At 68.5% G+C, this 21,824-nt stretch carries 21 protein-coding genes; 15 read left to right on the top strand and 6 right to left on the bottom strand.

What is annotated here, in order from left to right:
- Positions 1-181 precede the first annotated feature (181 nt).
- Both AB4Y67_RS18370 and AB4Y67_RS18365 read right to left on the bottom strand, forming a co-directional pair.
- A complete protein-coding gene (locus AB4Y67_RS18370) occupies positions 182-733 on the bottom strand; it encodes a GNAT family N-acetyltransferase (protein WP_441407195.1) in 552 nt (183 codons plus the stop codon).
- 1 nt (position 734) lies between these two features.
- Complete coding sequence (locus AB4Y67_RS18365; protein ID WP_441407194.1) at positions 735-2,771, bottom strand: FAD/NAD(P)-binding protein; 2,037 nt, start codon at positions 2,769-2,771, stop codon at positions 735-737.
- 258 nt (positions 2,772-3,029) lie between these two features.
- On the opposite strand from AB4Y67_RS18365, the gene AB4Y67_RS18360 reads away from it, so the two are divergent.
- From AB4Y67_RS18360 to AB4Y67_RS18330, 7 genes are read left to right on the top strand one after another with little or no spacing between them, the layout of a single operon-like run.
- On the top strand, positions 3,030-4,130 hold the full coding sequence (locus AB4Y67_RS18360) for an amino acid ABC transporter permease (RefSeq protein WP_441407193.1): 1,101 nt from the start codon (positions 3,030-3,032) through the stop codon (positions 4,128-4,130).
- Positions 4,127-4,981, top strand: a complete 855-nt coding sequence (locus AB4Y67_RS18355) for an amino acid ABC transporter ATP-binding protein (protein ID WP_441407192.1) — start codon at positions 4,127-4,129, stop codon at positions 4,979-4,981. Before AB4Y67_RS18360 ends, AB4Y67_RS18355 begins: the two co-directional genes overlap by 4 nt.
- A gap of 9 nt (positions 4,982-4,990) precedes the next feature.
- On the top strand, positions 4,991-6,019 hold the full coding sequence (locus AB4Y67_RS18350; protein ID WP_441407191.1) for an ABC transporter substrate-binding protein: 1,029 nt from the start codon (positions 4,991-4,993) through the stop codon (positions 6,017-6,019).
- Positions 6,016-7,188 (top strand): LLM class flavin-dependent oxidoreductase, encoded by a 1,173-nt coding sequence (locus AB4Y67_RS18345; protein WP_441407190.1) that lies wholly within the window; start codon positions 6,016-6,018, stop codon positions 7,186-7,188. The genes AB4Y67_RS18350 and AB4Y67_RS18345 overlap by 4 nt, the downstream gene beginning before the upstream one ends.
- Complete coding sequence (locus AB4Y67_RS18340) at positions 7,172-8,032, top strand: DUF1684 domain-containing protein (protein ID WP_441407189.1); 861 nt, start codon at positions 7,172-7,174, stop codon at positions 8,030-8,032. Before AB4Y67_RS18345 ends, AB4Y67_RS18340 begins: the two co-directional genes overlap by 17 nt.
- Positions 8,029-9,261 (top strand): LLM class flavin-dependent oxidoreductase, encoded by a 1,233-nt coding sequence (locus tag AB4Y67_RS18335; RefSeq protein ID WP_441407188.1) that lies wholly within the window; start codon positions 8,029-8,031, stop codon positions 9,259-9,261. Before AB4Y67_RS18340 ends, AB4Y67_RS18335 begins: the two co-directional genes overlap by 4 nt.
- A gap of 10 nt (positions 9,262-9,271) precedes the next feature.
- Complete coding sequence (locus AB4Y67_RS18330; RefSeq protein ID WP_441407187.1) at positions 9,272-10,726, top strand: NtaA/DmoA family FMN-dependent monooxygenase; 1,455 nt, start codon at positions 9,272-9,274, stop codon at positions 10,724-10,726.
- A 276-nt stretch (positions 10,727-11,002) separates the two neighbouring features.
- Here the strand turns inward: AB4Y67_RS18330 and AB4Y67_RS18325 are convergent, their stop codons facing one another.
- A complete protein-coding gene (locus tag AB4Y67_RS18325) occupies positions 11,003-11,986 on the bottom strand; it encodes an ABC transporter substrate-binding protein (protein ID WP_441407186.1) in 984 nt (327 codons plus the stop codon).
- A 257-nt stretch (positions 11,987-12,243) separates the two neighbouring features.
- Here AB4Y67_RS18325 and AB4Y67_RS18320 point away from each other — a divergent pair, with 257 nt between their 5' ends.
- Complete coding sequence (locus AB4Y67_RS18320) at positions 12,244-12,777, top strand: SRPBCC family protein (RefSeq protein ID WP_441407185.1); 534 nt, start codon at positions 12,244-12,246, stop codon at positions 12,775-12,777.
- Between the two features lie 9 nt (positions 12,778-12,786).
- Positions 12,787-13,401, top strand: a complete 615-nt coding sequence (locus AB4Y67_RS18315; RefSeq protein ID WP_441407184.1) for a DUF6919 domain-containing protein — start codon at positions 12,787-12,789, stop codon at positions 13,399-13,401.
- Here AB4Y67_RS18315 and AB4Y67_RS18310 read toward each other — a convergent pair.
- Complete coding sequence (locus tag AB4Y67_RS18310) at positions 13,398-13,700, bottom strand: antibiotic biosynthesis monooxygenase family protein (RefSeq protein WP_441407183.1); 303 nt, start codon at positions 13,698-13,700, stop codon at positions 13,398-13,400. The genes AB4Y67_RS18315 and AB4Y67_RS18310 overlap by 4 nt on opposite strands.
- A 151-nt stretch (positions 13,701-13,851) precedes the next feature.
- Here AB4Y67_RS18310 and AB4Y67_RS18305 point away from each other — a divergent pair, with 151 nt between their 5' ends.
- The gene (locus tag AB4Y67_RS18305; RefSeq protein ID WP_441407182.1) at positions 13,852-14,211 is read left to right on the top strand and encodes a hypothetical protein; all 360 of its coding nucleotides are present in this window, start codon (positions 13,852-13,854) and stop codon (positions 14,209-14,211) included.
- A 15-nt stretch (positions 14,212-14,226) separates the two neighbouring features.
- Here the strand turns inward: AB4Y67_RS18305 and AB4Y67_RS18300 are convergent, their stop codons facing one another.
- Positions 14,227-15,423 carry an MFS transporter gene (locus AB4Y67_RS18300; protein ID WP_441407181.1) on the bottom strand — a complete coding sequence of 399 codons (1,197 nt, stop codon included), beginning with the start codon at positions 15,421-15,423 and terminating at the stop codon, positions 14,227-14,229.
- Entirely contained in the window at positions 15,420-16,262 is an 843-nt protein-coding gene (locus AB4Y67_RS18295; protein WP_441407180.1) for a MurR/RpiR family transcriptional regulator, read from the bottom strand. The genes AB4Y67_RS18300 and AB4Y67_RS18295 overlap by 4 nt, the downstream gene beginning before the upstream one ends.
- 154 nt (positions 16,263-16,416) lie before the next feature.
- On the opposite strand from AB4Y67_RS18295, the gene AB4Y67_RS18290 reads away from it, so the two are divergent.
- From AB4Y67_RS18290 to AB4Y67_RS18270, 5 genes are all read left to right on the top strand, one after another.
- Positions 16,417-17,031, top strand: coding sequence for a tripartite tricarboxylate transporter TctB family protein (locus tag AB4Y67_RS18290; protein WP_441407179.1), 615 nt, complete (start codon positions 16,417-16,419; stop codon positions 17,029-17,031).
- Positions 17,032-17,034: 3 nt separating this feature from the next.
- Positions 17,035-18,558 (top strand): tripartite tricarboxylate transporter permease, encoded by a 1,524-nt coding sequence (locus AB4Y67_RS18285; RefSeq protein ID WP_441407178.1) that lies wholly within the window; start codon positions 17,035-17,037, stop codon positions 18,556-18,558.
- Positions 18,555-19,559 carry a tripartite tricarboxylate transporter substrate binding protein gene (locus AB4Y67_RS18280; protein ID WP_441407177.1) on the top strand — a complete coding sequence of 335 codons (1,005 nt, stop codon included), beginning with the start codon at positions 18,555-18,557 and terminating at the stop codon, positions 19,557-19,559. Before AB4Y67_RS18285 ends, AB4Y67_RS18280 begins: the two co-directional genes overlap by 4 nt.
- A gap of 32 nt (positions 19,560-19,591) precedes the next feature.
- Positions 19,592-20,215: a methyltransferase gene (locus AB4Y67_RS18275; protein ID WP_441407196.1), complete on the top strand. Its 624-nt coding sequence runs from the start codon at positions 19,592-19,594 to the stop codon at positions 20,213-20,215.
- Positions 20,216-20,402: 187 nt separating this feature from the next.
- Positions 20,403-21,659: an N-acetylglucosamine-6-phosphate deacetylase gene (locus tag AB4Y67_RS18270; RefSeq protein WP_441407176.1), complete on the top strand. Its 1,257-nt coding sequence runs from the start codon at positions 20,403-20,405 to the stop codon at positions 21,657-21,659.
- Positions 21,660-21,824: the final 165 nt, after the last annotated feature.

The raw sequence follows: 21,824 nt of genomic DNA, 5'->3' as shown, positions 1-21,824 counted from the left end.
AATCCGGGCAGAGGCTTCCTTGACCGACACCCCCTGCCGCAGAAGCGAAAAGAACTCATCCTTCAGCGCATCCGGCGCCCGAAAACCACTCGGCATGGCAACCTCCAAAAAATCAGATGTTGCAACGACCGTATGATTCTGCGGGCCCCGGATCGGCGCTAAGTGACCCCGCGTTGGTGGATTACCGGGAGGGCAGAGGCGGGAGGTCCTTGGTGAACGCCAGCGGTCCGATGCTTTCGGGGTCGGCGGACAGGTCAAACTGGGCCGCGTACCCCGTATTGAGGTAGAGATGCTTCGCCTCGGGCTGCCGCGGCCCGGTGGTCAGGTACACGTGCCGGTAACCGCGCCGGGCCGCCAACGCCTCGAGTTCCGCGAGGACAAAGCGGGCCAGGCCGCGGCGGCGGTGCGCTGAGTGGGTCCAGATCCGTTTGAACTCGGCCGTAGCGGGACCGTGCCTGCGGAACGCCCCGCCGGCGACGGACACGCCGTTCTCCTGGATGATCAGCAGCGCGCCGTCCGGTGCCCTGAATTCCCCGGCCGGGTAGCGGTTGAGCTCCTCGGCAGCCGCGCCCCGGCCGAAGAGGCCCGCATAGCGGGTTTCATATTCCACGGCCAGTTCGTCCAGGAGCGGCCGGACCCGCGGGTCGTCCATGGGCAGGTCCAGCACCGTGAGCGCCGCAGGGTTCAGGGCCGAACCGGGCGGTGCCGGAGCCGGGACGGTTTGTTGGTTCATGTCAGGCCTTTCCCTGGCTGGTGGCGGGCGTCGGATTGTCTGCTGCGGACTCAGGATGCCTCGAAGAGCCGCCCTGCCCKGCCAGCCCGCCCTGCCCGGCCAGCCCGCCCTGCCCGGCCAGGACGGTCAGGATGCGCCGGGCCAGGGCGTCGTTTTCCCGGAAGGGAGCCGCGTTGGTGCCGGGCCTGGCAAAGGCCCCCGCTCCCCAGCCGGACGTTCCGGGCCCGACGCCGAACAGGCGGCGGCTCGGTTCCCCGACCGGACTGAGGAGCTCGTTGCGGTCCGAGACGAGCAGCCGCCCGGTGGAGTGCAGGCCTTCGGCGCTGAGGTGCTGCTGCTCGGCGCCCAGGCCGGAGCGGTGCAGCTGGCGCAGCAGCGGGTTGGCCGACCGGGCCACAGAGGGCGCCGGGAGGCGGGCCTCGATCAGCGCGGCGGCGTGAACCGTGACCCCGGCCTGGGCCGAGGTAGCGACGAACCGGCCCGAAGCCTCGTCCGCGGCGATCGTCAGCCCGGGGCCGATGAACCGCAGGACCCCGGCCCGGTGCAGGGCCAGCATCTCGCGGAGCCGACGCGGCGGCGGCCCGGAGTCGACAAAGCTGAAGAACCCGTGCCACCAGCCGTGGACGGTCTGCTGCGAACGGGAGTTGAGACGCTCCGGCGGCACCAGCCGGCCCAGCTCCATGTAGACCTTGAGCAGTGCCGTGAAGAGGCCCAGGGTCTCCGAATGGTCCGGTCCGGTGCGCAGCCGGAGGTCGTTCTCGATGTAGGACGTGACCGCGAACTGGACCGCGGGCAGCCCGCCCAGTTCCCGGCCGGCGAAGGGATGGTCCAGCTGTTCGAGGTCCAGGTGCAGTTCCTTGTCCGGGACCGCTTCGGCCACCAGCCGGACACGCTCCGGGCTGTACCAGTCGACGGCGGCGAAGCGCCCGGCGAAGTCGGACCAGTCCATGCCGGTCCGCTGGGGGTAGCCGGTGAACAGCTCGCGGTAATAGCCGTAGCCTGCGTCTTTGGCGATCAAGGGCCAGAGCTGGGTGCGGAAATCAAGCTCGCCGTGCTCGGCCAAGAGGGCGTCAACAGCGCCCGCGGTGAAGAAGCGCGGCGCGCCGGCCGGTTCGCCGCGCAACTGCGAAGAAATCTTCGAGTGGTACGGCACACCACGCCGGGATCCCGCCCAGATTTGTGGTTCGGCGCCGGACGGCACGTATTCCAGGCCGCCGTCGGGGGTGTCCTCGAAGCGTCCGCCCCGGCCCTCCATGAGCAGGACCAGGAGGTCCACGAACGCCAGGCCCATGCCGGAGACAATCACGTCCTGGCCCGGGGCGATCGCCGAATAGTCGACGTCGGTGGTGTAGCTGGGCGCCGCATGAAAGCCACCGTGCCGGGCGGCGAAGTCGGCCCACGCCGCCGACGCCGCATCGGGCAGCGAGTCTGTATGCCCCACCGCGGAAACCACGACGTCGGCCTGCAGCGCCGCGCCGCCGGCCAGCCGCACGAGGTGCCGGCCGTCGTCGTGGTGCGGGCCGTCGTCGTGCTGTCCCGGCGTGGGCGGGACCTGTTCGATCGCAACAGCGGTGTCCTGGTGGACGGTGACTGTGGCATCCGGAGCAAGCTGTGCGACAGCGCGCCGGAAAAACCATTCCAGGTACAGGCTTTGGAGCTGCCGGGTGGGGAACGTGGTGGCTGTGAGTTCTTCCAGCTGGCACCGCAACTCCGACGGAAGCTCCGGGACGTCCGTGATGGAGCCGGCCAGGACACCGGCGGCCCAGTCGGCCAGGCCCGGGCCGGCTGCCACGGGACCTTCGCAGGTCACTGACTCGTCGGTGAACATGGTGACGTCCGCGGCGGCCGAGTTGAGCATGAGGCCGGGGTGCTGGTCGTAGCGCCAGATCCGGCCGGAGCCCGCGGTGTGCGGCTCGACCACGTGGATGTCCAAGGGCCCGTCGAGGAGTCCGGGCCTGTTGGCGGCGAGGCGCTCCAGGATGCCGGCCGTGCGGGGACCGCCGCCAACAAAGACCACTGTGGGGGCTTTCGCTGGCATGGGACTCCTTCTCGGGATGGCGCTTTCGGGTGCTTCAGGGCCCCATGCTAGGCAAGCCGCAAGGCGCCGGTCGAGGCGTCGGTCACGGCTGTTCACCGCACGTCACGGGGCGTCAAACAGTGCAAAAAAGCGACTCATGACGCCGCAAGAAGCCCCGTGACCGAATGCAACATCCGGCCTTGCCGGGCCTCTGGCGCGCCCCTAGATTTGCAGAAATCCCGACCCCCTACGAAGCAACTGGAAGAAGCGAGGTGGCGCATGAGTTCGACAACAACCAAGGTGGCGCAGTCCGCACCCGAGCCGGCGTCTGCCGGCGGCACAGCCCAAACCCATGACGACAACACTGCCGCAGGGCCGTCCGCGGCCACGGCCGTTCCGGCTGCCGCGACGCCGGCGGCCGACGGCGGGCCGCTTCCGGGACACCGCGGCCCCGCCACGGACTACGCCGACTACCGCGTCATCCCTGCCCGCCATCCCTGGCGCTGGGTCGGCACCGTGGTGGTGGCCCTCGGCGTCGCCGGCATCGCCTGGTCGCTGGCGACCAACCCGCGCTGGGAGTGGGGCATCGTGGCGCAGTGGTTCACGGCGAAGTCGATCCTGAACGGCCTGCTGGAAACCCTCAAACTGACAGCGATCTCCGGCATCCTCGGCTTCGTGCTGGGCTTCATCCTGGCCCTGATGCGGCTATCCGCGTCGCCCCTGCTGGTCTCCGTGTCCTGGACCTTCTCGTGGATCTTCCGCTCCACCCCGCTGCTGGTGCAGATGCTGCTCTGGTACAACCTGGGGTACCTGTACGAGAAGATCAGCCTCGGCATCCCGTTCACCGATGTCCGGTTCTTCGAGATCCAGACCACCACGCTGATCAGCCAGTTCGCGGCGGCGGTGCTCGGCCTGACCCTGAACCAGGCGGCGTATTCGGCCGAGATCATCCGCGGCGGCATCCTCTCCGTGGACCAGGGCCAGCTGGAAGCCGCCGCGGCGCTCGGCATACCGGCCTGGCGGCGTTCCACCAGGATCGTCCTGCCGCAGGCCATGCGGGCCATCCTGCCCACGGCCTTCAACGAGATCATCGGCCTGGTGAAGGGCACCTCGATCGTCTACGTGCTGGCCTACTCCGAGCTTTTCTACACCGTGCAGGTCATCTACAACCGGACCCAGCAGGTCCTGCCGCTGCTGCTCGTGGCGACCCTCTGGTACATCGCCATCACCTCGGTGCTGAGCGTCTTCCAGTACTACATCGAACGGCATTACTCCAAGGGCGCCGTCCGCACGCTGCCCCTGACGCCGCTGCAGAAGGCCCGCAAGTTCCTGTCCACCCACGCCCTGTCTGCCGACAACTCAGCGAAGGTCACCCGATGAGCACCCTTGCCACCGAACTCCCCGCCGCCGGCGCCACTGCCGCCGGCGCCGGTCCCACCCGCGGGCTCGTGGAGATCACGAAGGTCCGCAAGTCCTTCGGCGCCGCCGACGTCCTCAAAGGCATCACGCTGACGGTGGAGCCCGGCGGCGTGGCCGTGATCGTCGGTCCCTCCGGTTCAGGCAAGTCCACCCTGCTGCGCACCATCAACCACCTGGAAAAGGTCGACGGCGGCTTCATCGCCATCGACGGGACGCTGGTGGGCTATGAGGTCCGCGGCAGCACGCTCCACGAGTTGCGCGAAAGGGACGTCCTCAAGCAGCGCACGGAAATCGGCATGGTGTTCCAGAACTTCAACCTTTTCCCGCACCTCACGGCCCTGGAAAACGTGGTGGAGGCGCCCGTCGTCGCGCCGCGTTCCGGAAAGCCGCGCCTCACCAAGGCGGAGGCGCGGGAGCGGGGCCTCGAACTCCTGGACCGGGTGGGGCTGAAGGACCGCGCCGGCGCCTACCCCCGCCAGCTCTCGGGCGGCCAGCAGCAGCGGGTGGCGATCGCCCGGGCGCTGGCCCTGGACCCCAAGATCCTGCTCTTTGATGAGCCCACCTCGGCCCTGGACCCGGAGCTCGTCAACGAGGTCCTCGACGTCATCCGCGAGCTCGCCACCTCGGGCACCACCCTCATCATCGTCACCCACGAGATGGGCTTCGCCCGCGACGTCGCAGACACCGTGATCTTTATGGACGACGGCCAGATCGTGGAACAAGGCAGCCCCCAGGACATCTTCACCAACCCGCGCGAAGAACGCACCCGCAGCTTCTTCTCCAAGGTGATCGAACCCGCTTTCCACATCTAAGGACCCCCCATGGCTACTCGCATCACCCGCACACCCAGTTTCCGCCGCCTCGCGGGACTTCCCGCCGTCGCCCTTCTTGGAGCACTTTCCGGGACCCTGGCGCTCAGCGGCTGCTCCGATCCGGGCGCCGCGGCGGCCGGTGCGCAGCCGGCCACGACGGCGGCCAGGAACGGCGTCGTCTACAACACCTCGCCGGACCAGCAACGAATCCGCGCGCAGAAGGACCCGGCCCTGGCCGCGAACGTCCCCGAGTTGATCAACAAGGACGGCAAGCTGACGGTGGCCACCACCGCGGGCTCCATCCCGCTGTCCTTCCACGCCAGCGACGACAAGACGCCGATCGGCGTCGAACTGGACATCGCCCAGCTGGTCGCGGACAAGCTGGGCCTGGAGCTGGACGTCCAGGTGACATCCTGGGAGAACTGGCCGCTGAAGACCCAGTCCGGCGACTTCGAGGCCGTGTTCTCCAATGTCGGCATCAATGCCGCCCGCGTGAAGCTGTTCGATTTCTCCAGCTACCGGGCCGCGTACATGGGCTTCGAGGCGAAGAAGACCTCCAGCTACGGCATCAAAGGCTCCGACGACATCTCCGGGCTGAAGATCTCCGTCGGCTCAGGCACCAACCAGGAGAAGATCCTGATCGCCTGGAACAAGGAACTCGAGGCCAAGGGCAAGGCCCCCGCGGTGCTGCAGTACTACTCGTCCGATGCCGACACCATCCTGGCGCTGTCCTCCGGCCGCACCGACCTGAACATCGCCCCCTTCCCCTCCGTGACGTACCGCGAGAACACCCGCGACGACCTGAAGGTGGTGGGCAAGGTCAACGCCGGCTGGCCGTCCGAGACCCTCGTGGCCGCGACCACACTCAAGGGCAACGGTCTGGCCCCCGCCATCACCGACGCACTGAACTCGGCCATCAAGGACGGCTCCTACGGCAAGGTCCTGGAGCGCTGGGGCCTCTCCGAGGAAGCCCTCGCGGAGGCGAAGACGGTCACCGAGGCGAACTTCGGGCCCGCCCGGGAAGGGAAAACACCGTGAGGTTCCAGGTCCTGGACATCATTCCGCACCTGAAGAACCCCGTGACCGGGGAGATCGTCTCCACCGCCGACCGGCTCAACCAGGTGGTCAGAACGGCGCAGCGCGCCGAGGAGCTCGGCTACGACAGCTTCTCCGTCGGGGAACGGCACGCCGGCGAGTTCATCTCCTCCTCCCCCACCACCGTACTCGCGGCCATCGCCGCGGTGACCAGCCGGATCAGGCTGCAGAGCGGGGTGACCGTGCTGTCCGTGCTGGACCCGGTGCGGGTTGCGGAGGATTACGCCACGATCGACCAGCTCAGCCGCGGCCGGCTGGAACTCGTGATCGGCAAAGGCAACGAGGTGCTGCAGTACCCGCTGTTCGGTCTGGATCTGGACGATCAATGGGACCTCCTGGCCGAGAAATACGGGCTGCTCCGGCGGCTCTGGAGCGAGGAGAACGTCACCTGGTCCGGAAGGTTCCGCCCGCCGCTGACCGAGCCGACCACCACCACACCGCGACCGTTCGCCGGGGCACCGCGCGTCTGGCACGGTTCGGCGACCAGCCTGACCTCCGCCGCGCTGGCCGCCAAGTGGGGCGACCCGCTGTTCACCGCGAATGCGATCCAGCCGCGGGAAAACTACGCCGTGCTGATCGAGCACTACCGCGCGGAGTACGAACGCCATGGCCACGATCCCAAGCACCAGTTCCTGGGCTCGGGTGCCGGCGCCGGCGGCGTTTTCATCGCGGACACCACCCAGGAGGCTAAACGCCAGTTCGGTCCGGTCTATGAGGCACTCACCGCCGGCCGTGACGTCCCCGGTAACAACTCGCCCTACCGGGACATCGACCACGCCGTCGCCGAAGGACCGGCCCTGGTGGGCAGCCCGGAACAGGTGATCGACAAGATCCTCAGCTACCACGAGCTCTACGGCCACGACCTGCAGTCCATCTCCCTGCCCACCACGCAGCCGTTCGAGCAGCAGCTGGACATCCTGGAGCGGTTTGCGCTCGAAGTCATCCCGGCCGTCCGGGCCGCGGCGCCGACCGACCTCTGGGCCGACGGCGACCCCTTCGCCGGCCGCCCGGGCTTCAGCCTCACTGGCACTACAGGCACCGAACCCGACGCCGCGGCCCGCGTCGCCGCCGACCACACCAGCCACAGGAGCTCCCATGTCTACGCCCACTGAAACGGCCACCAGCACGGATTCCTTTGCCGCTGAGTGGGCCGGGTGGCACGCCGCGCATGAACGCCGGCGCGCGGACCCGCACGGCTTCCTCGCCGTCACCCACCTGCACTGGCTCGATGCCTCCCCCGCCCGGCTGGACGGCGCGCCGGGCACCTGGAGCGTGGAGCATGACGCGGTCCGCCTGGTATTGGGGGCAGGCGAGCGGGTCCTCCGCGACGGTCAGGAACTCAACGCCGACGGGACCGGAGCCACCGTGCTCCTCGGGCCGATTTCCGAGCGCGAAGGCCTCAACCTGCGCGTGGAGGACGCCGGGGCCGGGCACACCGTGATCGAGGTCGCCAAACGCGGCGGCCGGTATGTTGTGCGGCCGCGGCATCCGCTGAATCCGCTGCTCACCGGCTACCAGGGAACACCCGCCTATGCACCAGCGAGCGAATATTCCGTTTCGGGAATATTCGTTCCCTTCGCTGAGCCGCGCCAGACCACTGTCGGGGCCGCGGTCGAGGGCATCCAACACGTCTACGAGGCGCCGGGCGAGTTCAGGTTCCGGCTGGGCGGCGAGGATCTGGTCCTCACCGCCTTCAACGGACACTCCCCGGGCACCCTGTCCGTGCTGTTCACCGATGCGACGTCGGGCCGGACCACCTATGCCGCCAACCGCTCCCTCACGGTTGCGGCGCCCGGCCCGGACGGCACCGTCACGCTCGACTTCAACCGCGCAGTGAACCTGCCCTGCGCCTACACCGACCTCGCCACCTGCCCCCTGCCGCCGGCGGAGAACCGCCTGCCGGTCGCCGTCGAAGCCGGAGAGCAGATCCCCTACGAACGTCAGGACGTGTCATGAGCATCTCCCCCGAACCCCTCGGCACCCGCCCGCCCGGCCACGGCGCCGGCCTGCTAATCATCGAACTCGACGGCGCCGGCAGCCACCCCGCCGCGTGGCGCGCCACCCGCACAGCCCCGGCCGCGGTGCTCACGCCGGCCAGGCTCCGCGACGTGGTCCTGGCCGCCGAAAGCGCCGGCTTCCACGCCGCCACGTTCAGTGACGCCCCGCGACCGGAGGACGCCGAGCGGCCCGCGGACGCCGCCGCACAGCTCAACTCCCTGCAGCGCGCAGCCTTCGCAGGGCCCATCACGCACTCCATCGCACTGATCCCGGAGGTGGACACGGTCTACACGGAGCCGTTCCACGTCTCCACCCAGCTCGCCAGCCTTGACTACGTCACCGGTGGACGGGCCGGCTGGCTCGTCGCCGCGTCGGCCAGCACCGCCGACGCCGCCGCCGTCGGCCGTGAACCGGTCGGAAGGGACCGGCTCGCGCAGGAAGCCGCGGATTCCATCGAGGTCAGCCGCCGGCTCTGGGACAGCTGGGAGGACGGCGCCGTGATCCGCGATGTCCCCACCGGACGCTACCTGGACGTGGACAAGCTCCACTACGCCGATTTTGCGGGCGGGACCTACTCCGTCAAGGGTCCATCGATCATCCCGCGTCCGCTCCAGGGCCAGCTACCCGTGCTGGCCCCGGCCGGATTGCTGGCACCGGAGGAGCTCGCCGCCGGCGCTGCAGACGGACTCCTGGTCTCCGCTCCGACGCCGGAACTGCTCGCCGCCGAGCTCGCGGAAACCCGGGAAGCCCTCGCCGCGTTCGGCGCCGGGACCGCCCCGGCCCTCATTGCCGAGCTCGACGTCGTCCTCGCCTCCCGCGGGCAAAGCGGGGCCGAACGGCTCGCCGCACTGGACGCGCACACTCCGTGGGAAAGCCCGCGGGCGCGTTTCGTCGGTGCCCCCACCGAGCTCATCGAACTCCTCGCCGGGCTCCTTTCACCTGCGGCTGCCGGTGAAAAAGCTGCCGCCGACGGCGTCCGCCTGCACCCGGCGGTCCTGGACACCGACCTTGAAGAACTCGGCCGGCTGGTCCTCCCCGAACTGCGCCGCCGCGGAATCCTGGCACCGGCGCAGAGCGACACCACGTTCCGGGAGCAGCTGGGCCTGGCCCGGCCCGCCAGCCGCTACGCTGCGGCCGCTTCACCGGCCGCTTCACCGGCCGCCGACGCCGTCAACGCAGGAAACTAAGGAGATCACCGTGAGCCACACCGCGAATCCCGCCCGGGAATTCACTCCGTCCGGGCAGCTTCGGCTGGGCGTCTTCTTCCAGGGCGTCAACTCAGGAACCATCTGGAAATCGGAAGAGTCCGGTTCCCAGACGGACTTCGAATCGTTCCGGCGGATCGCCCAGACCGCCGAGCGCGGACTGTTCTCCGCTTTCTTCCTCGGTGAAGGACTGCGGCTGCGCGAGCACCTCGGCCGCCCGCACGCCCTCGACGTCGCCGGCCGGCCGGACGCGCAGACTGCCCTGGCCGCCCTGGCCGCCGTCACCACGCACATCGGGTTGGTCGCCACCCAGAACACCACCTACAACGATCCGGCGGACCTGGCCCACCGGCTCTCCTCCCTGGACCTGCTCTCCGGCGGCCGCGCGGCCTGGAACATCGTCACCACGGACAATGCCTGGACCGGCGCCAACTTCCGCCGCGGCGGCTACCTCGACCACGCGGACCGCTATGTCCATGCCGAGGCCTTCGTGGAGACAGCCAAGCGGATCTGGGATGCCTGGGACGACGGCGCCATCGCCGCCTCGGCGTCGGCCGAACGCTGGGCCGCCCCCGGCGCCGTCCGCCGGGCGCTGCACACCGGCCAGCACTACGCCGTCGACGTCTCGCCGCGGCTGCCCCGCAGCGCCCAGTACCGTCCGGTCCTGTTCCAGGCCGGCGATTCCCCCGAGGGCCGCGACTTTGCCGCCCGCCAGGCGGACGTCATCTTTTCCGCGCACCCCCAGCTCGACGACGCGCTGAAGTTCCGCGGCGACATCGTCGAACGCACCCTCAAGGCGGGCCGGGGGGCCAACGACGTCAAAATCATGCCCGCCAGCGAGTTCATCCTGGCCGCCACACCGCAGGAGGCCCTGGCGAAAAAGGATTGGGTGCGGAGCCTGCAGATCGGCCCGCAGCAGGCCATCGCCTACCTCGAGCAGTTCTGGGGCCGGGAACTTCAGGAGTTTGACCCGGACGGACCGCTGCCCGAGATTGACCCCGTGGTGGAGGAGACGTCCGAAACCCGCGGCAGCGGCTTCCACGGCGCCAAGGCCCGCCAGTTGGCGGACCAGTGGCGCGCGGAGGCCAAGGACAAGGGCCAGTCCATCCGCCAGTTCGTCTCCGCCAAGACCAGCCGCGGGGACTCCACGTTCACCGGCTCCTACACAGAGGTCGCGGACCGCCTGGCCGAGTACGCTCGCACCGGCGCCGTCGACGGTTTCAACATCTCGCCCTGGCTGATCCCGAGCGGGCTGGACGACATCGTCAACCACCTGGTTCCCGCACTGCAGGAACGCGGCGTGTACCCGGCCGAGTACGCCGGGACCACGCTCCGGGAGAATCTCGGGCTGGCCGCTCCGGTCCGCCCCGGAGCCGCCGGGGCCGATCCCGGCTCCGCGGAGGCCCAAGCCACCCCGGCATCCCCGGCTGAAACGGCGCGGGCCTAAACGATGAGCGAGACGGAATCCGGCACGGCCGTGGGACATAGCGGAACGGACGGCAGCGGCACCGCCCTCACCCGGCTCCAGCTGACGCTCTGGGAGCAGTATCTCTAGAGGATCTCCAGCCGCTCATCCCCATCGATTGCTCCGTACCCGCCGTTTTGAGGGCTCATATGGGCGGGTACGGAGCAATCGACGCATCAGGCAGACAAGGAATCCCCGCCGGACACTTTCCGGCGGGGATTCCTGGTTTGTCTGGTGTGGCGTGGTGCTGCGTGGAGGCTACTTCTTGGGCAGGCCCGCCGGGTTGACTTCGGACTTCGTGACGGCCTCGGAGCTGAGGCCCCAGCGGTCCAGGATCTTCGCGTAGGAGCCGTCCGCGATCAGGTGGTTCAGGCCGGCCGCGGCGGCCACAGCAAAGCCGTTGCCCTTCTTCGTGGTGGCCGCGATGTTCGCCTTCAGCGGCCAGCCGCCGTCGACCAGGCCCACGAGCTTGGTCTTGGCGTCCGAGGCGGCTTTGAAGGCTGATGTGGCATTCGGGCCGAAGGTGAGGTCCGCGCGGCCGGACTGGATGGCCAGCTGGGAGGCGGAGTCGTCGTCGTAGTACTGGAACTCCACCGGCTTCAGGCCCTTGGCCTTGTTCTCCTCATCCCAGCGCAGCAGGATGGACTCCTGGTTGGTGCCGGAACCCACGATCACGCGCTTGCCGGCCACGTCCGCGGCCGTCTCCACCTTGCTGACGGCGCTGTCGGCCTTGGCGTAGAAGCCCAGCTTGTCGTCGCGGTAGCTGGCGAAGTCGAACTTGAGCTTGCGCTCCTCCGTCACCGTCACGTTGGAGAGCACCGCCTCGTACTTGCCGGAGTCGACGCCGAGCGGCCAGTCCGCCCACGCGGTCGGGACGATGTCGGCTTCCAGCCCGAGCGACTGGGCCAGGGCGACTGCGAGGTCCACTTCGTTGCCCACCGGAGTCTTGTTGTCGGTGGCGTAGACCGCCAGCGGGGCCGCGAACGGACTGACCGCAACGGTCAGTTTGCCGTCCTGCTTGATCGCGTCCGGCACCAGGGCGGCAGCTTCCTTGTTGACGGTGACCGTGATCCGGTCCTGCTCCGGCGAGAGGTTGAACTGCTTGATGCCCGTGGCCGACGACGCCGCGGGGCTGGCATTGCCGGCAGCCGAGGCACCCGGGTCGGAGCAGGCCGCCAGGCCCAGCAGGGTGGTGGCCGCGAGCGCGACAGTAACGCCGGATTTGAGGGTGGTTCTGGACATTGTTCTCCCCTTGGAAGGCTCGGATGTGATGCTGGTGCCAGTTACTATCCGGGCCGCCGGAAGGCGGGTCAAAGTGCCGTGAAACCAAGGGATACAAGGGGTCACCGGGCTTCATCCGGCGACTGCCAAGGTCCCCTGCGGAGGCCGAGTGTTACCCCAGATTTCCCGCCGTGACGCCGCGGGACAAAAATCTGCACGGCCCCGCCCGGCTGGCTTAGATTGCTTAACAAGCCCGCAGATCACAGGAGGTGTAGGACTTGCCGCTGACCACCCGCCGGACAACCCACCGGCTCACCATTGGTGCCCCCGCCGACCTCATCTTCACCGTGCTGCGCGACTCGTCGCACTGGCCTCTCCTTGACGGACTCACTGTCTACTCCGAACGGGTCAGCGGCGACGACGCCGCCCATGAATTACGGACGTCTGTCGTGGCCAACGGCTCGCTGAACTCCAGCCACTGCCACCGGGTCTTCGATGCCGCGGGCCACCGTGCCGGCTTCCGGCAGCTCGGGCTGGAACCCCCGCTGGTCCGTCTCGACGGCGGCTGGGAGATCCTCCGCGCGGAGGAGTCCTCCGAGGTCACGCTGCACCACGAGTTCGAGGTGGATGAGGAAGCCGGGGAGCTCCCGGAGCTGATCCACCGCACCATCGACGAATACAGCCGGCGCGAACTGGAGGCCCTCCGCCTGAGCTGCGAGCGCCTCGCCCTGCTGCTGCAGCAGCACTCCGGCGCCGCAGGCGGCACCCCGTCCGCCACGAACCCGTCGGCGGCCACCGCGCGGAAGGCGTAGCGTTCAAACATGGCAGAGGACAGATACACCACCGAACGGGATTCCTTTGGCCGGCTCCTGGCAGACCGTGAGGTCTGGCGGCAGGCCGGCACCATCCCGGCAGCCGGCGAGCTCACCGCGCGCTGGCTGGAAGGCCGCAGCGAGTACCAGCCGGGGACCTTCACCCCCGGTTTCGACGCCGAAACGAAGGTCATCGCCGGCGGGCTCGCGGAGCTGAACCGGAACAGCCTTTTCACCAGGGAATCGCAGCCCGGCGTCCTCGCGGAGGGACATGCGCAGCGGGCCTACGTGACGGGCTTCTGCAGTGCGGAGTCGGCGTCGGCGCTCTTGGATCTGTCCACGCGGACCGGCCTGGTCACTGTGGCACACGCTCCCGGGGAAACCAGCCAGGCTTCCATCCCTGTGACCCTGTGGGAGGACGCCGTGGTGACGGTCCTTGGCAGCAGCGAAGGCCCGGTCAGCGGGGAACAGCTCCGGGACTGGACCGAGGAGGCCAACGAAACCCTCGCCCTGCTGCTGGCCGAGTCCTGGTACGTGGAGGTGTTCGACCCGGTCTGGGGCCGGAACGGCGTGCTCCTGCCCGCGGTGCTCGAGGCGTTGACGGTCGGGGAATCCGGCAGCTAATCCCCGCCGATGCCCGCGGCCTCGTCCAGGGTGTGCGGCTCGAAATGCTCCAGCAGGTCCTTCATCGCCTCGATGCCCTGCGTATACACCGCGGACGCCCGCCACTGCTCCACCTGTTCCAGGGATTCCCACGGCCCGGTACTGATGAACCGGTTCCGGACGTCATGGTCATGCATCAGCACGGCCTTCGCGTGCGGGAAGTCCTCCTGGGTCTTCCGGGCCAGATCCCGCCACGCCTGCACGAAATCATTCTCGCGGCCCGGGTGCACCAACCAGATTCCCAGCGTATAAACCGACACGTCGATCGCCTCCATAGTTTGGACAGGGGTGGATACGCCGATTATCGGACCGCCCGCGGGCAGGACGGTAGGGCCGATTTACCCGATGACGCCCACCCGCCGGGTTCAAGAAGCCGGTGCGCGGGGCGCGGGGAGTTTGTAGTCTGGGGCCATGACTGCGACCCCGGGCAAGGTAGAAGAGTTTTTCGAGCGCTACGCCGCAGCGCTGCTGGCGCGCGACGCCAAGGCGATCGCCGGCCTGTACGCGGTGCCTTCACTCATCCTGTTCCCCGGCACGTCGATTCCGGTCAGCGACTCCCGCCAGACCGAGGAGTTCTTCACTTCCGCCTTCAGCCAGTACGCCGGAGTGGACGACGTCGGCCGGCAGACCGTCATCATGGGCGAGGCGCCGGGCACCGTCTGGGCCGACGTCACCTGGTCCTACCGCGGCCGGCAGCCCGAGCGCTTCTGTTACCAGCTCATCGAATCAACCGAGGGGTACCGGATCGCGGTGCTCACCCTGATGGCCTGAGGACCGGAACCGCCCTCAGTCAGGCTGAGGAGGCGTGGCTGAGCCGGCATCCGACCCGGCGACGACGACGACGGCGCCGGCCAGCAGCGCGGCGTTGGCCCAGAAGATGCCCAGGACCCCCAACGGTGCCGCGAACGATCCCACGGCGATCGGCAGTGTGATTTGGGCGAGGCGGTTCAGGGTCATCCGCAGCCCGAGGGCCGCTCCGTGGCGGGATGCCGGCGTCAGGGCAACAACCCAGGCCATGGTCAATGGCTGCGGAATGCCCAGGCCGATTCCCAGCCCGATCATCACGGCAATGGCGCCATAGGGTCCGACCAGGGGGAGCGCGATCAGCGACGCCACGGCTGTGACAATGGAAGTGAGCAGCAATACCTTGCGTCCGAACCGGTGAATGAGGCGCGTGAGACCCACCCGGCTCATCAGGGAGACGGCTGCGCGGAGGGCCAGGAGCAGCCCGACAGCCGTTGCACTCACTTCCTGCTCCGTGGCCCACACCGGGACAAAGGCGTACATCAAGTCCACGGTGACCAGCACGGCACCGCTGACGGCGAGCGACCGCCACAAGCCTGGGGTTCGGTAGAGGCCGCCCTCTGCGGGCCGGGACGCGACCGCCAGCCGCCGTTCCTCACGGAGGGCCGCGTCCGTGCGGCGCAGGAAAAAGAAGGCCGGGGTAGCCAGCAAGCTGAAGCCGATGCACACCAAAAGCCCGAGGTCCGTATTGGGCGCAGCTCCGCCGCCACCGCCCAGGGATGCCACCAAGGTGACTGCGGGCGGACCGATCAACTGGCCCACCGAGGCGGCGGCGGTGAGGGTGCCGAAGGCGCTGTCGCTTGATCCCTTGCTGCTGGCATGGGCCACGAACGTCTGCTGTCCCACCATCACCAACAGGTTCCCCAGGCCGATGATGACGCTGGCCACGAGAAGGAAGGGCAGGCCCGGCACCGCGAACATGAGCGTTGTCCCCGCTGCCGCGCACAACAGGCCGATGATCGACATCCGTGTCCCGCCGAACTTGTCCGCGAGCCTGCCGGCCGGGAGCGCCGCAATGAGGGCTGGGAGCGCGAACGTGGACGCCACGACACCAAGGAACACGGGTTCAGCCCCGGCTTCGAGGGCCCTGTAGCCGATCATGAGCCGGATCCCCACCCACGCGGCCTGGGCGAGGACAGCCTGGGCGCTCAGCGCCGCGCGCCACGGACGCGCGCTCACGGACGCAGCGGGATTTCGTCTGCTCCCCCCAGGAGGCGGGTCAGGTCGTCGATGCCGTCCCGGGCCGCCTGGTATCTGGCCGGATCGGTGTGGAACACCGCAAGCTGCAGCGCATAGGCGAGGGCCGCGGGGATGAGCTGGGTGCGGTACTCCGTATCGTCACCCCGGCGGGCTGTGATGAGATGGTCCGGGCTGGGCCGGAAGCGGTAGCCGGGCACATCCGAGATCAGGATCGTCTTGCCGCCGCGTCGGGCGGCCTCGGAAACGAGCGTCGCCAGCTGGCCTGGTGCCTCGCGCAGGGCCATGGCGATCAGCGTGCTGTTTTGGTCAAAGCTTGCGAAGCGTTCCGCGATGTCCTTTGGTGTTGTGCCCAGCGTGACCGTGGTCAGGCCGAGCCGGCGCATCCGCCGTGCCAGCAGATCAAGCGTCGGCCTCTCGTCGGTCCTGGAGAACAGGTACACGGTCCGCGACGCGTGCAGCGTTCCCGCGGCAGCGTCCAGGTCCTCCTGCGGGACAAAGTGCGGCAACCGCTTCAGTGCCCGGATTTCGTCGGCGATGAACGCGGAGAGATCGTAGCCGGACTCTCCGCGCATGATCTGTCCGTGGGAGTGTTCCATGGGGGTTTCGTCCCTGCGCAGATCACCGCGCAGCTCCGGGTATCCGCGGTATCCGAGTTTCTTTGCCAGCCGCACGACAGTGGACTCGTGGGTCTGCGCGCGTTCCGCCACTTCAGCCGCGGTGATGCCGGACATCTCATCACCGAGCAGCACGTTCATGACGCGCTCCTCGGATGCACTGAGCCGGGCCGTACTGCTGGCCACTACTGCTTTGAAACTCAAGATGGCTCTCCTTTGAGGTCCGCGGGGGAAAACATGTGATGCTTGACACTCTCTCACGAAGATGCAATCCTGTGCAAGGTTGCAAGTTGGTTAGGGGATCAGGCTTGTAACCCTTGTTCTCAACTTATTTTGCCGCAGAGAGGCGGACACTAAGATGCAAACCCTCACAGCGCCGGTGGCGCTTGAATGGACGGTCGCGGGAGCGGCCCTGGCAGGAGGCCTGGGGATCGCCGTCGTCGGCGCCGGCTACGGCCTGTCGAACAGCTCCGGGGTCGGGGCGGGGTTCTTCCCGGCGGTCGCCGGAACGCTCATGGCCATCGCCGGCATCCTCTGGATCCTGCAGCTCGTCGCCGCCCGCCGAACGCCGGACCTGGCGACGGCGCCGGGCGCCGCCGTCTCCGGAAGCGACACGACGGAATCACTCCCGCCGCACCACGAGTCGGAATCAGCACTCGTGTCCCTGCTCGACGACGACAACAGCGACGAGCCCGACGTCGCCGAGTTCCCGGACCGTCAGGGCTGGGCCCGGGTGGGCATTATTGTCGGCTCAATCCTGCTGGCCGCGCTGCTGCTCCCCCTACTCGGCTACACCGTCGTCATGACCCTGCAGCTGGGCACTATCCTCCACTTCGTCAGCAAGCGAAAACTGTGGATTTCCGCCGCCGTGGCGGTCGGCGCGGCCCTGGCCTCCCGGCTGGTCTTCGAGGTCTGGCTCGGGACCGCACTGCCGACGGCCAGCCTGGACTTCCTTGCCGGACTGGGGCTGTGACCCATGGGATTTGACCAGCTCCTCGGTGGTCTCGCCACCGTCCTAACTCCCGAACACCTGCTCTTTGCCCTCCTCGGCTGCGTCCTGGGCATGCTGGTGGGCGTCCTGCCAGGCTTCGGGCCGGCCGCGGCGGTGTCACTGCTGATCCCGGTCACCTTCGGCCTGGATGCCACCTCCGCCATCATCATGCTCGCCGCCATCCTGTATGGCGCGGCCTACGGAGGAACCACCACAGCAGTGCTGCTGCGGATCCCCGGCGAAGCCTCCTCCATCGCCACCACCCTGGACGGCTACCAAATGGCGAAGAAGGGCCGAGGCGGCCCTGCCCTGGTCATCGCGGCCCTGGCCTCGTTCATCGGCGGACTCATCGGAGTCATCGGCTTCGTTGTGGTGGCACCGTTCAGCAGGCTGGCGCTGGAGTTCGGCGCCCCGGAGCTTTTCCTCGTCTCCCTGCTCGGCTTCGCCCTCATCACCAGCTTCGCCGGCAACAACCCCGCCAAGGCCTTGCTCAGTGCAGCTACGGGACTTGCGATTGCCACAGTCGGCGTGGACTCCGGCGTCGGCCTCGCCCGGTTCACGTTCGACCTGCCGGAACTGTTCGACGGCGTCGGGCTGGTGGCGGTGGTCATGGGCATCTTCGGCCTCAGCGAGGTCCTCGGACAGGCCCAGAAAGGCCCGCTCGGCGTGCCGAGCCCGCTGAAGGTGGCCCGGCTCATGCCCACCCGCACCGACCTGCGGCGCTCCGCGCTCCCGGCCCTGCGCGGCTCCGTCATCGGCTTCTTTATGGGGCTGCTCCCCGGCTCGCCCGGTGCTGCGACTTCCCTGGCGTCCTACGCCGCCGAGAAGAAGATGTCCAGGCGGTCCCACGAGTTCGGCAAGGGCGCAGTGGAGGGCATCGCCGGCCCGGAATCGGCCAACAACGCCCTGGCCGTGTCGTCCATGATCCCGTTGTTCACCCTGGGCATCCCGACGTCGGCGACGGTGGCGATCATGGCCGGCGCCTTCACCATGAACGGCCTGATCCCCGGACCGCTGCTTTTCCGCGATAACCCGGATGTCGCGTGGGCCATCATCGCCAGCCTGATCGTCGGCAACCTGATCCTGCTCATCCTCAACGTCCCCCTCGCCCGGGTATGGATCGCCGTGCTGAAAGTCCCCTTCCACTACCTGATGGCCGCCATCCTGGCCTTTATGTTCCTGGGGACCTACTCCATCAACGGCAGCCCGTTCGACATCCTCATCATGCTCGGCGCCGGGGTGCTCGGCTACATCTTCCAACTGGTCAAGGTCCCGCTCACCCCGCTGGTCCTTGGCCTGATCCTTGGACCCATGCTCGAAGAAAACTTCCAAAGGTCGCTGGCCCTGTCCCGCGGCGACTACAGCGTCTTCCTCGAGGGACCCATCAGCCTCACCCTCATCGCGGTCATCGTCATCGCCATCGTGTTCGGCGCCGTCCGCCCCCTCATCGCTTCAACGCTGAAGAAGAAAACCAACGTCCCCGTCGCACCAAAGGAGCTTGCGAAATGAAGAAACTGACAGTCTTGGCCACAGCGGCCATCGCCGCCGCCACCCTGGCCCTCACCGGCTGCGGAGGCGCAGCAAACGGCACCGGCCCTGCGGGCGGCGCGTTCCCCAAAGCAGGGGCCACCATCGAGTGGGTCGTTCCGTCCGCGGCCGGCGCCGGAAGCGACATTCTGGCCCGCATCGTGGCGCCCGCCATGCAGGAGGACCTCGGCGCCAACGTCAAGGTGGTCAACAAGGAAGGCGGCAGCCAGATCGTGGGCCTCAGCTACGTGGCCAACGCGAAGCCCGACGGCCTCACTTTTGGAACCACGAACGTCCCGTCCATCCTGGGCCGCTACCTGGACCCGTCCAAGAAGGCAGGGTTTACCCGCAGCAGCTTCACTCCCATCGGCGCCTACGCGACGAATGCCGTGGTGATCGGAGTGAACAAGAACAGCCCCTACCAGGACATCCAGTCCCTGTTCGAGGCCGTCAAAGCATCACCCGGGACCATCAAGGCAGGGACAGACTCCCGTGCCGGCGACGATCACATCAACCTCCTGCTTCTCGAGAAGGAGCTGGGCCTGGACTTCAACATCGTCCACTACAACAGCGGCGCCGACAAAGTAGCCGCCCTGGTCTCCGGCGAACTCGACTTTTCCCTGGGCGGGGTATCCAGTTTCTTCGGCCAGTACAAGGCCGGAGACCTCAAACTCCTCGCGGTGGTCTCGGACCAGCCCAGCCCGTTCGCCCCCGACGTCCCGACGCTCAAGAGCGCCGGCTACCAGATGGCTCCGATGTCCAGCACCTTTGTCCTCTCGGTTCCTTCCAAGACCCCCGCCGACGTCGTTGCCCGGCTCGAGGCGGCGCTCAAGAAGGCCTACGAAAACACTGCGGTACAGGAAAAGCTCAAGGGCGCTGCCACTCAGCCGGCGTGGCTGTCCAGCAGCGATGCCAGCAAACTCTGGGAAGAACGCGAAAAGACCATCAAGCCCGTCATCGAAGAACTGCTCCAGCAGAAGTGACCATGGAAACCATCAGAGAGGCCGTGCAGGACATGCAGGCAGAGACCATTTCCTCCACCTACGCTCCAACCCCGGACGTGATCAGCCGGCTGGGCGCCATCCCGGCCGCCAACATCGGCGACGCCCAGGAGCGGATCGGTGTAGCGTCCGGCCTTTATCCGGTCTGGGCCGGCGCCAGGCTCGCAGGCCCCGCCTTCACCGTCTGGACGCGCCCCGGGGACAACCTCATCATCCACACCGCCCTCGACGGTGCGAAGCCCGGTGACGTCATTGTGGTCAACGGCGGCGGGGACCAGTCACGAGCGCTCATCGGTGACCTGATCGGCCTCCGCGCGAAGAAGCTCGGCATCGCCGGTTTCGTGATCGACGGCGCGGTCCGCGACGCAGAGGCTCTGGCCGCCTGCGGACTCCCCGTCTTCGCCCGCTCGGTCACACCCGCCGGGCCGTACAAGTTCGGCCCGGGACGGCTGCAGATCCCGGTGGCGATCGCCGGCGTCGTCGTCGCGCCGGGCGACATCATCGTTGCCGACGCCGACGGCGTCGTCGTAGTGAGCGAACAGGACGCCGTTCAGGTTCTAGCCGCCGCCGAACGCGTCGAGGCGAAGGAAACCGCCAAGCGCCTCTCCATCGAGGAGATGGTCAGCCCCCGGGCCTGACCCCGCTGCCCGATGCCTGCGGGGCTGCCTCCAGATGTGGCTGGAGGCAGCCCCTTTTGTTTCGCCACCCGCACTGCGCGCGTCCGGATCGTGGAAACCGACGGCAGCCGGAACGGCGTCTGCTTCACCGGGCGGCTAGTCTTCAACTGACCCCATCCGCCGCGCCGTACTGCTGAGGACTTTCCAGATGCCGGAATCCCGCGAAACCGCTCCCGCCTTCGTCCTGCGCGGCACCCTCCTCACCGACGGTGCCAGCACCGCGGACTCCGTCGTGGCCGTGGCGGGCGGCCGGATCGCCTACGCGGGACCCGGCGACGGCTATGACGCCACGCAATTCCCCGGCGCCGAGGAGCTCCCGCTGCCGCCCGGCAGCTCGCTGCTGCCCGGACTCGTCGATCTCCACTGCCACGGCGCGGCCGGCGGCGGATTCCCGACCGGAGATGACCAGGCCTGCCGGGAGGCAGTGGACTTCCTCCACCGCCACGGGACCACCACTTTGCTGGCCAGCCTCGTCACCGCCCCGGCCGGTGAGCTGCTGCGGGCACTCGGCGTCCTCAAGGAGTTGACCGCCGAGGGACTCATCGCCGGGATCCATTCCGAAGGCCCCTTCCTCTCCCGCGCCCGCTGCGGCGCGCAGAACCCCCGCTGGCTCCGGGACCCCGATCCTGAACTGCTGCGGGAAATGCTGGACACTGCCGGCGGTGCCCTGAGGACGGTGACCTACGCCCCCGAACTGCCGGGCGCCAGCGAGCTGGTCCGGACGCTTACCGGCCACGGTGTCACGCCCTCGCTGGGCCACACCGACGCCGATGCGCGGACGGCCGCTGCCTCGCTGGCGGAGGCCGCCGACTTCATCGGCAGGGCTGCGCGGGGCTTCGGGCCGCATGCCCGGCCGACGGTGACTCATTTGTTCAACGGCATGCCTCCGCTGCACCACCGGGCGCCGGGGCCGGCCGCGGCCTGCCTGCGGCTGGCGGCGGCGGGGACCGCCGTCGTCGAGCTCATCGGCGACGGGGTGCACCTCGACCCGGAGACGGTCCGGATGGTGTTCGACCTGGCCGGCGCCGGAAACATCGCGCTGGTGACGGACTCCATGGCGGCAACCGGGCTGCCCGACGGCGGCTACGCCCTGGGTCCTTCTGAGGTGGTGGTGCACGACGGCGTGGCCACCCTGAGCAGCAACGGCGCCCTCGCCGGCGGCACGGCGACGCTGCTGGAGGTTGTCCGGACCACCATTGCCGGCGGGGTGAGCCCTGCCGACGCCGTCCTGGCGGCAACCCTGGTCCCTGCCCGGGTCCTGGGCCTGGAGGCCGAAATCGGGGGGCTCCGGGCCGGGATGCGCGCCGACGTCGTCGCCGTGGGCCCGGACTTCGAGCTGGTGGCGGTCCTGCGAGCCGGCCAGATCCTGCCCGGCCCACCAAACAAACAACGCGGGGTCACTTAGCGTCCATCCCGGGCCCTCAAAGTCAATTGGTCGTTGCAACAACTGGGTTTAGGCCGCGGTGGCAATGAGTTGGCGCATGCGTTGTTTGGGGGTCTCGAGGTTGAGCGTGGGACGGGGCCGGTTGTTGAGTTTGTCGGCGATGATCTCGAGGTCCTCGGCGGTGGT

It is taken from the genome of Arthrobacter sp. YAF17 (assembly GCF_052113365.1).
Taxonomy (GTDB): Bacteria; Actinomycetota; Actinomycetes; order Actinomycetales; family Micrococcaceae; genus Arthrobacter.
This window is presented reverse-complemented; position numbering and strand designations above follow the sequence as displayed.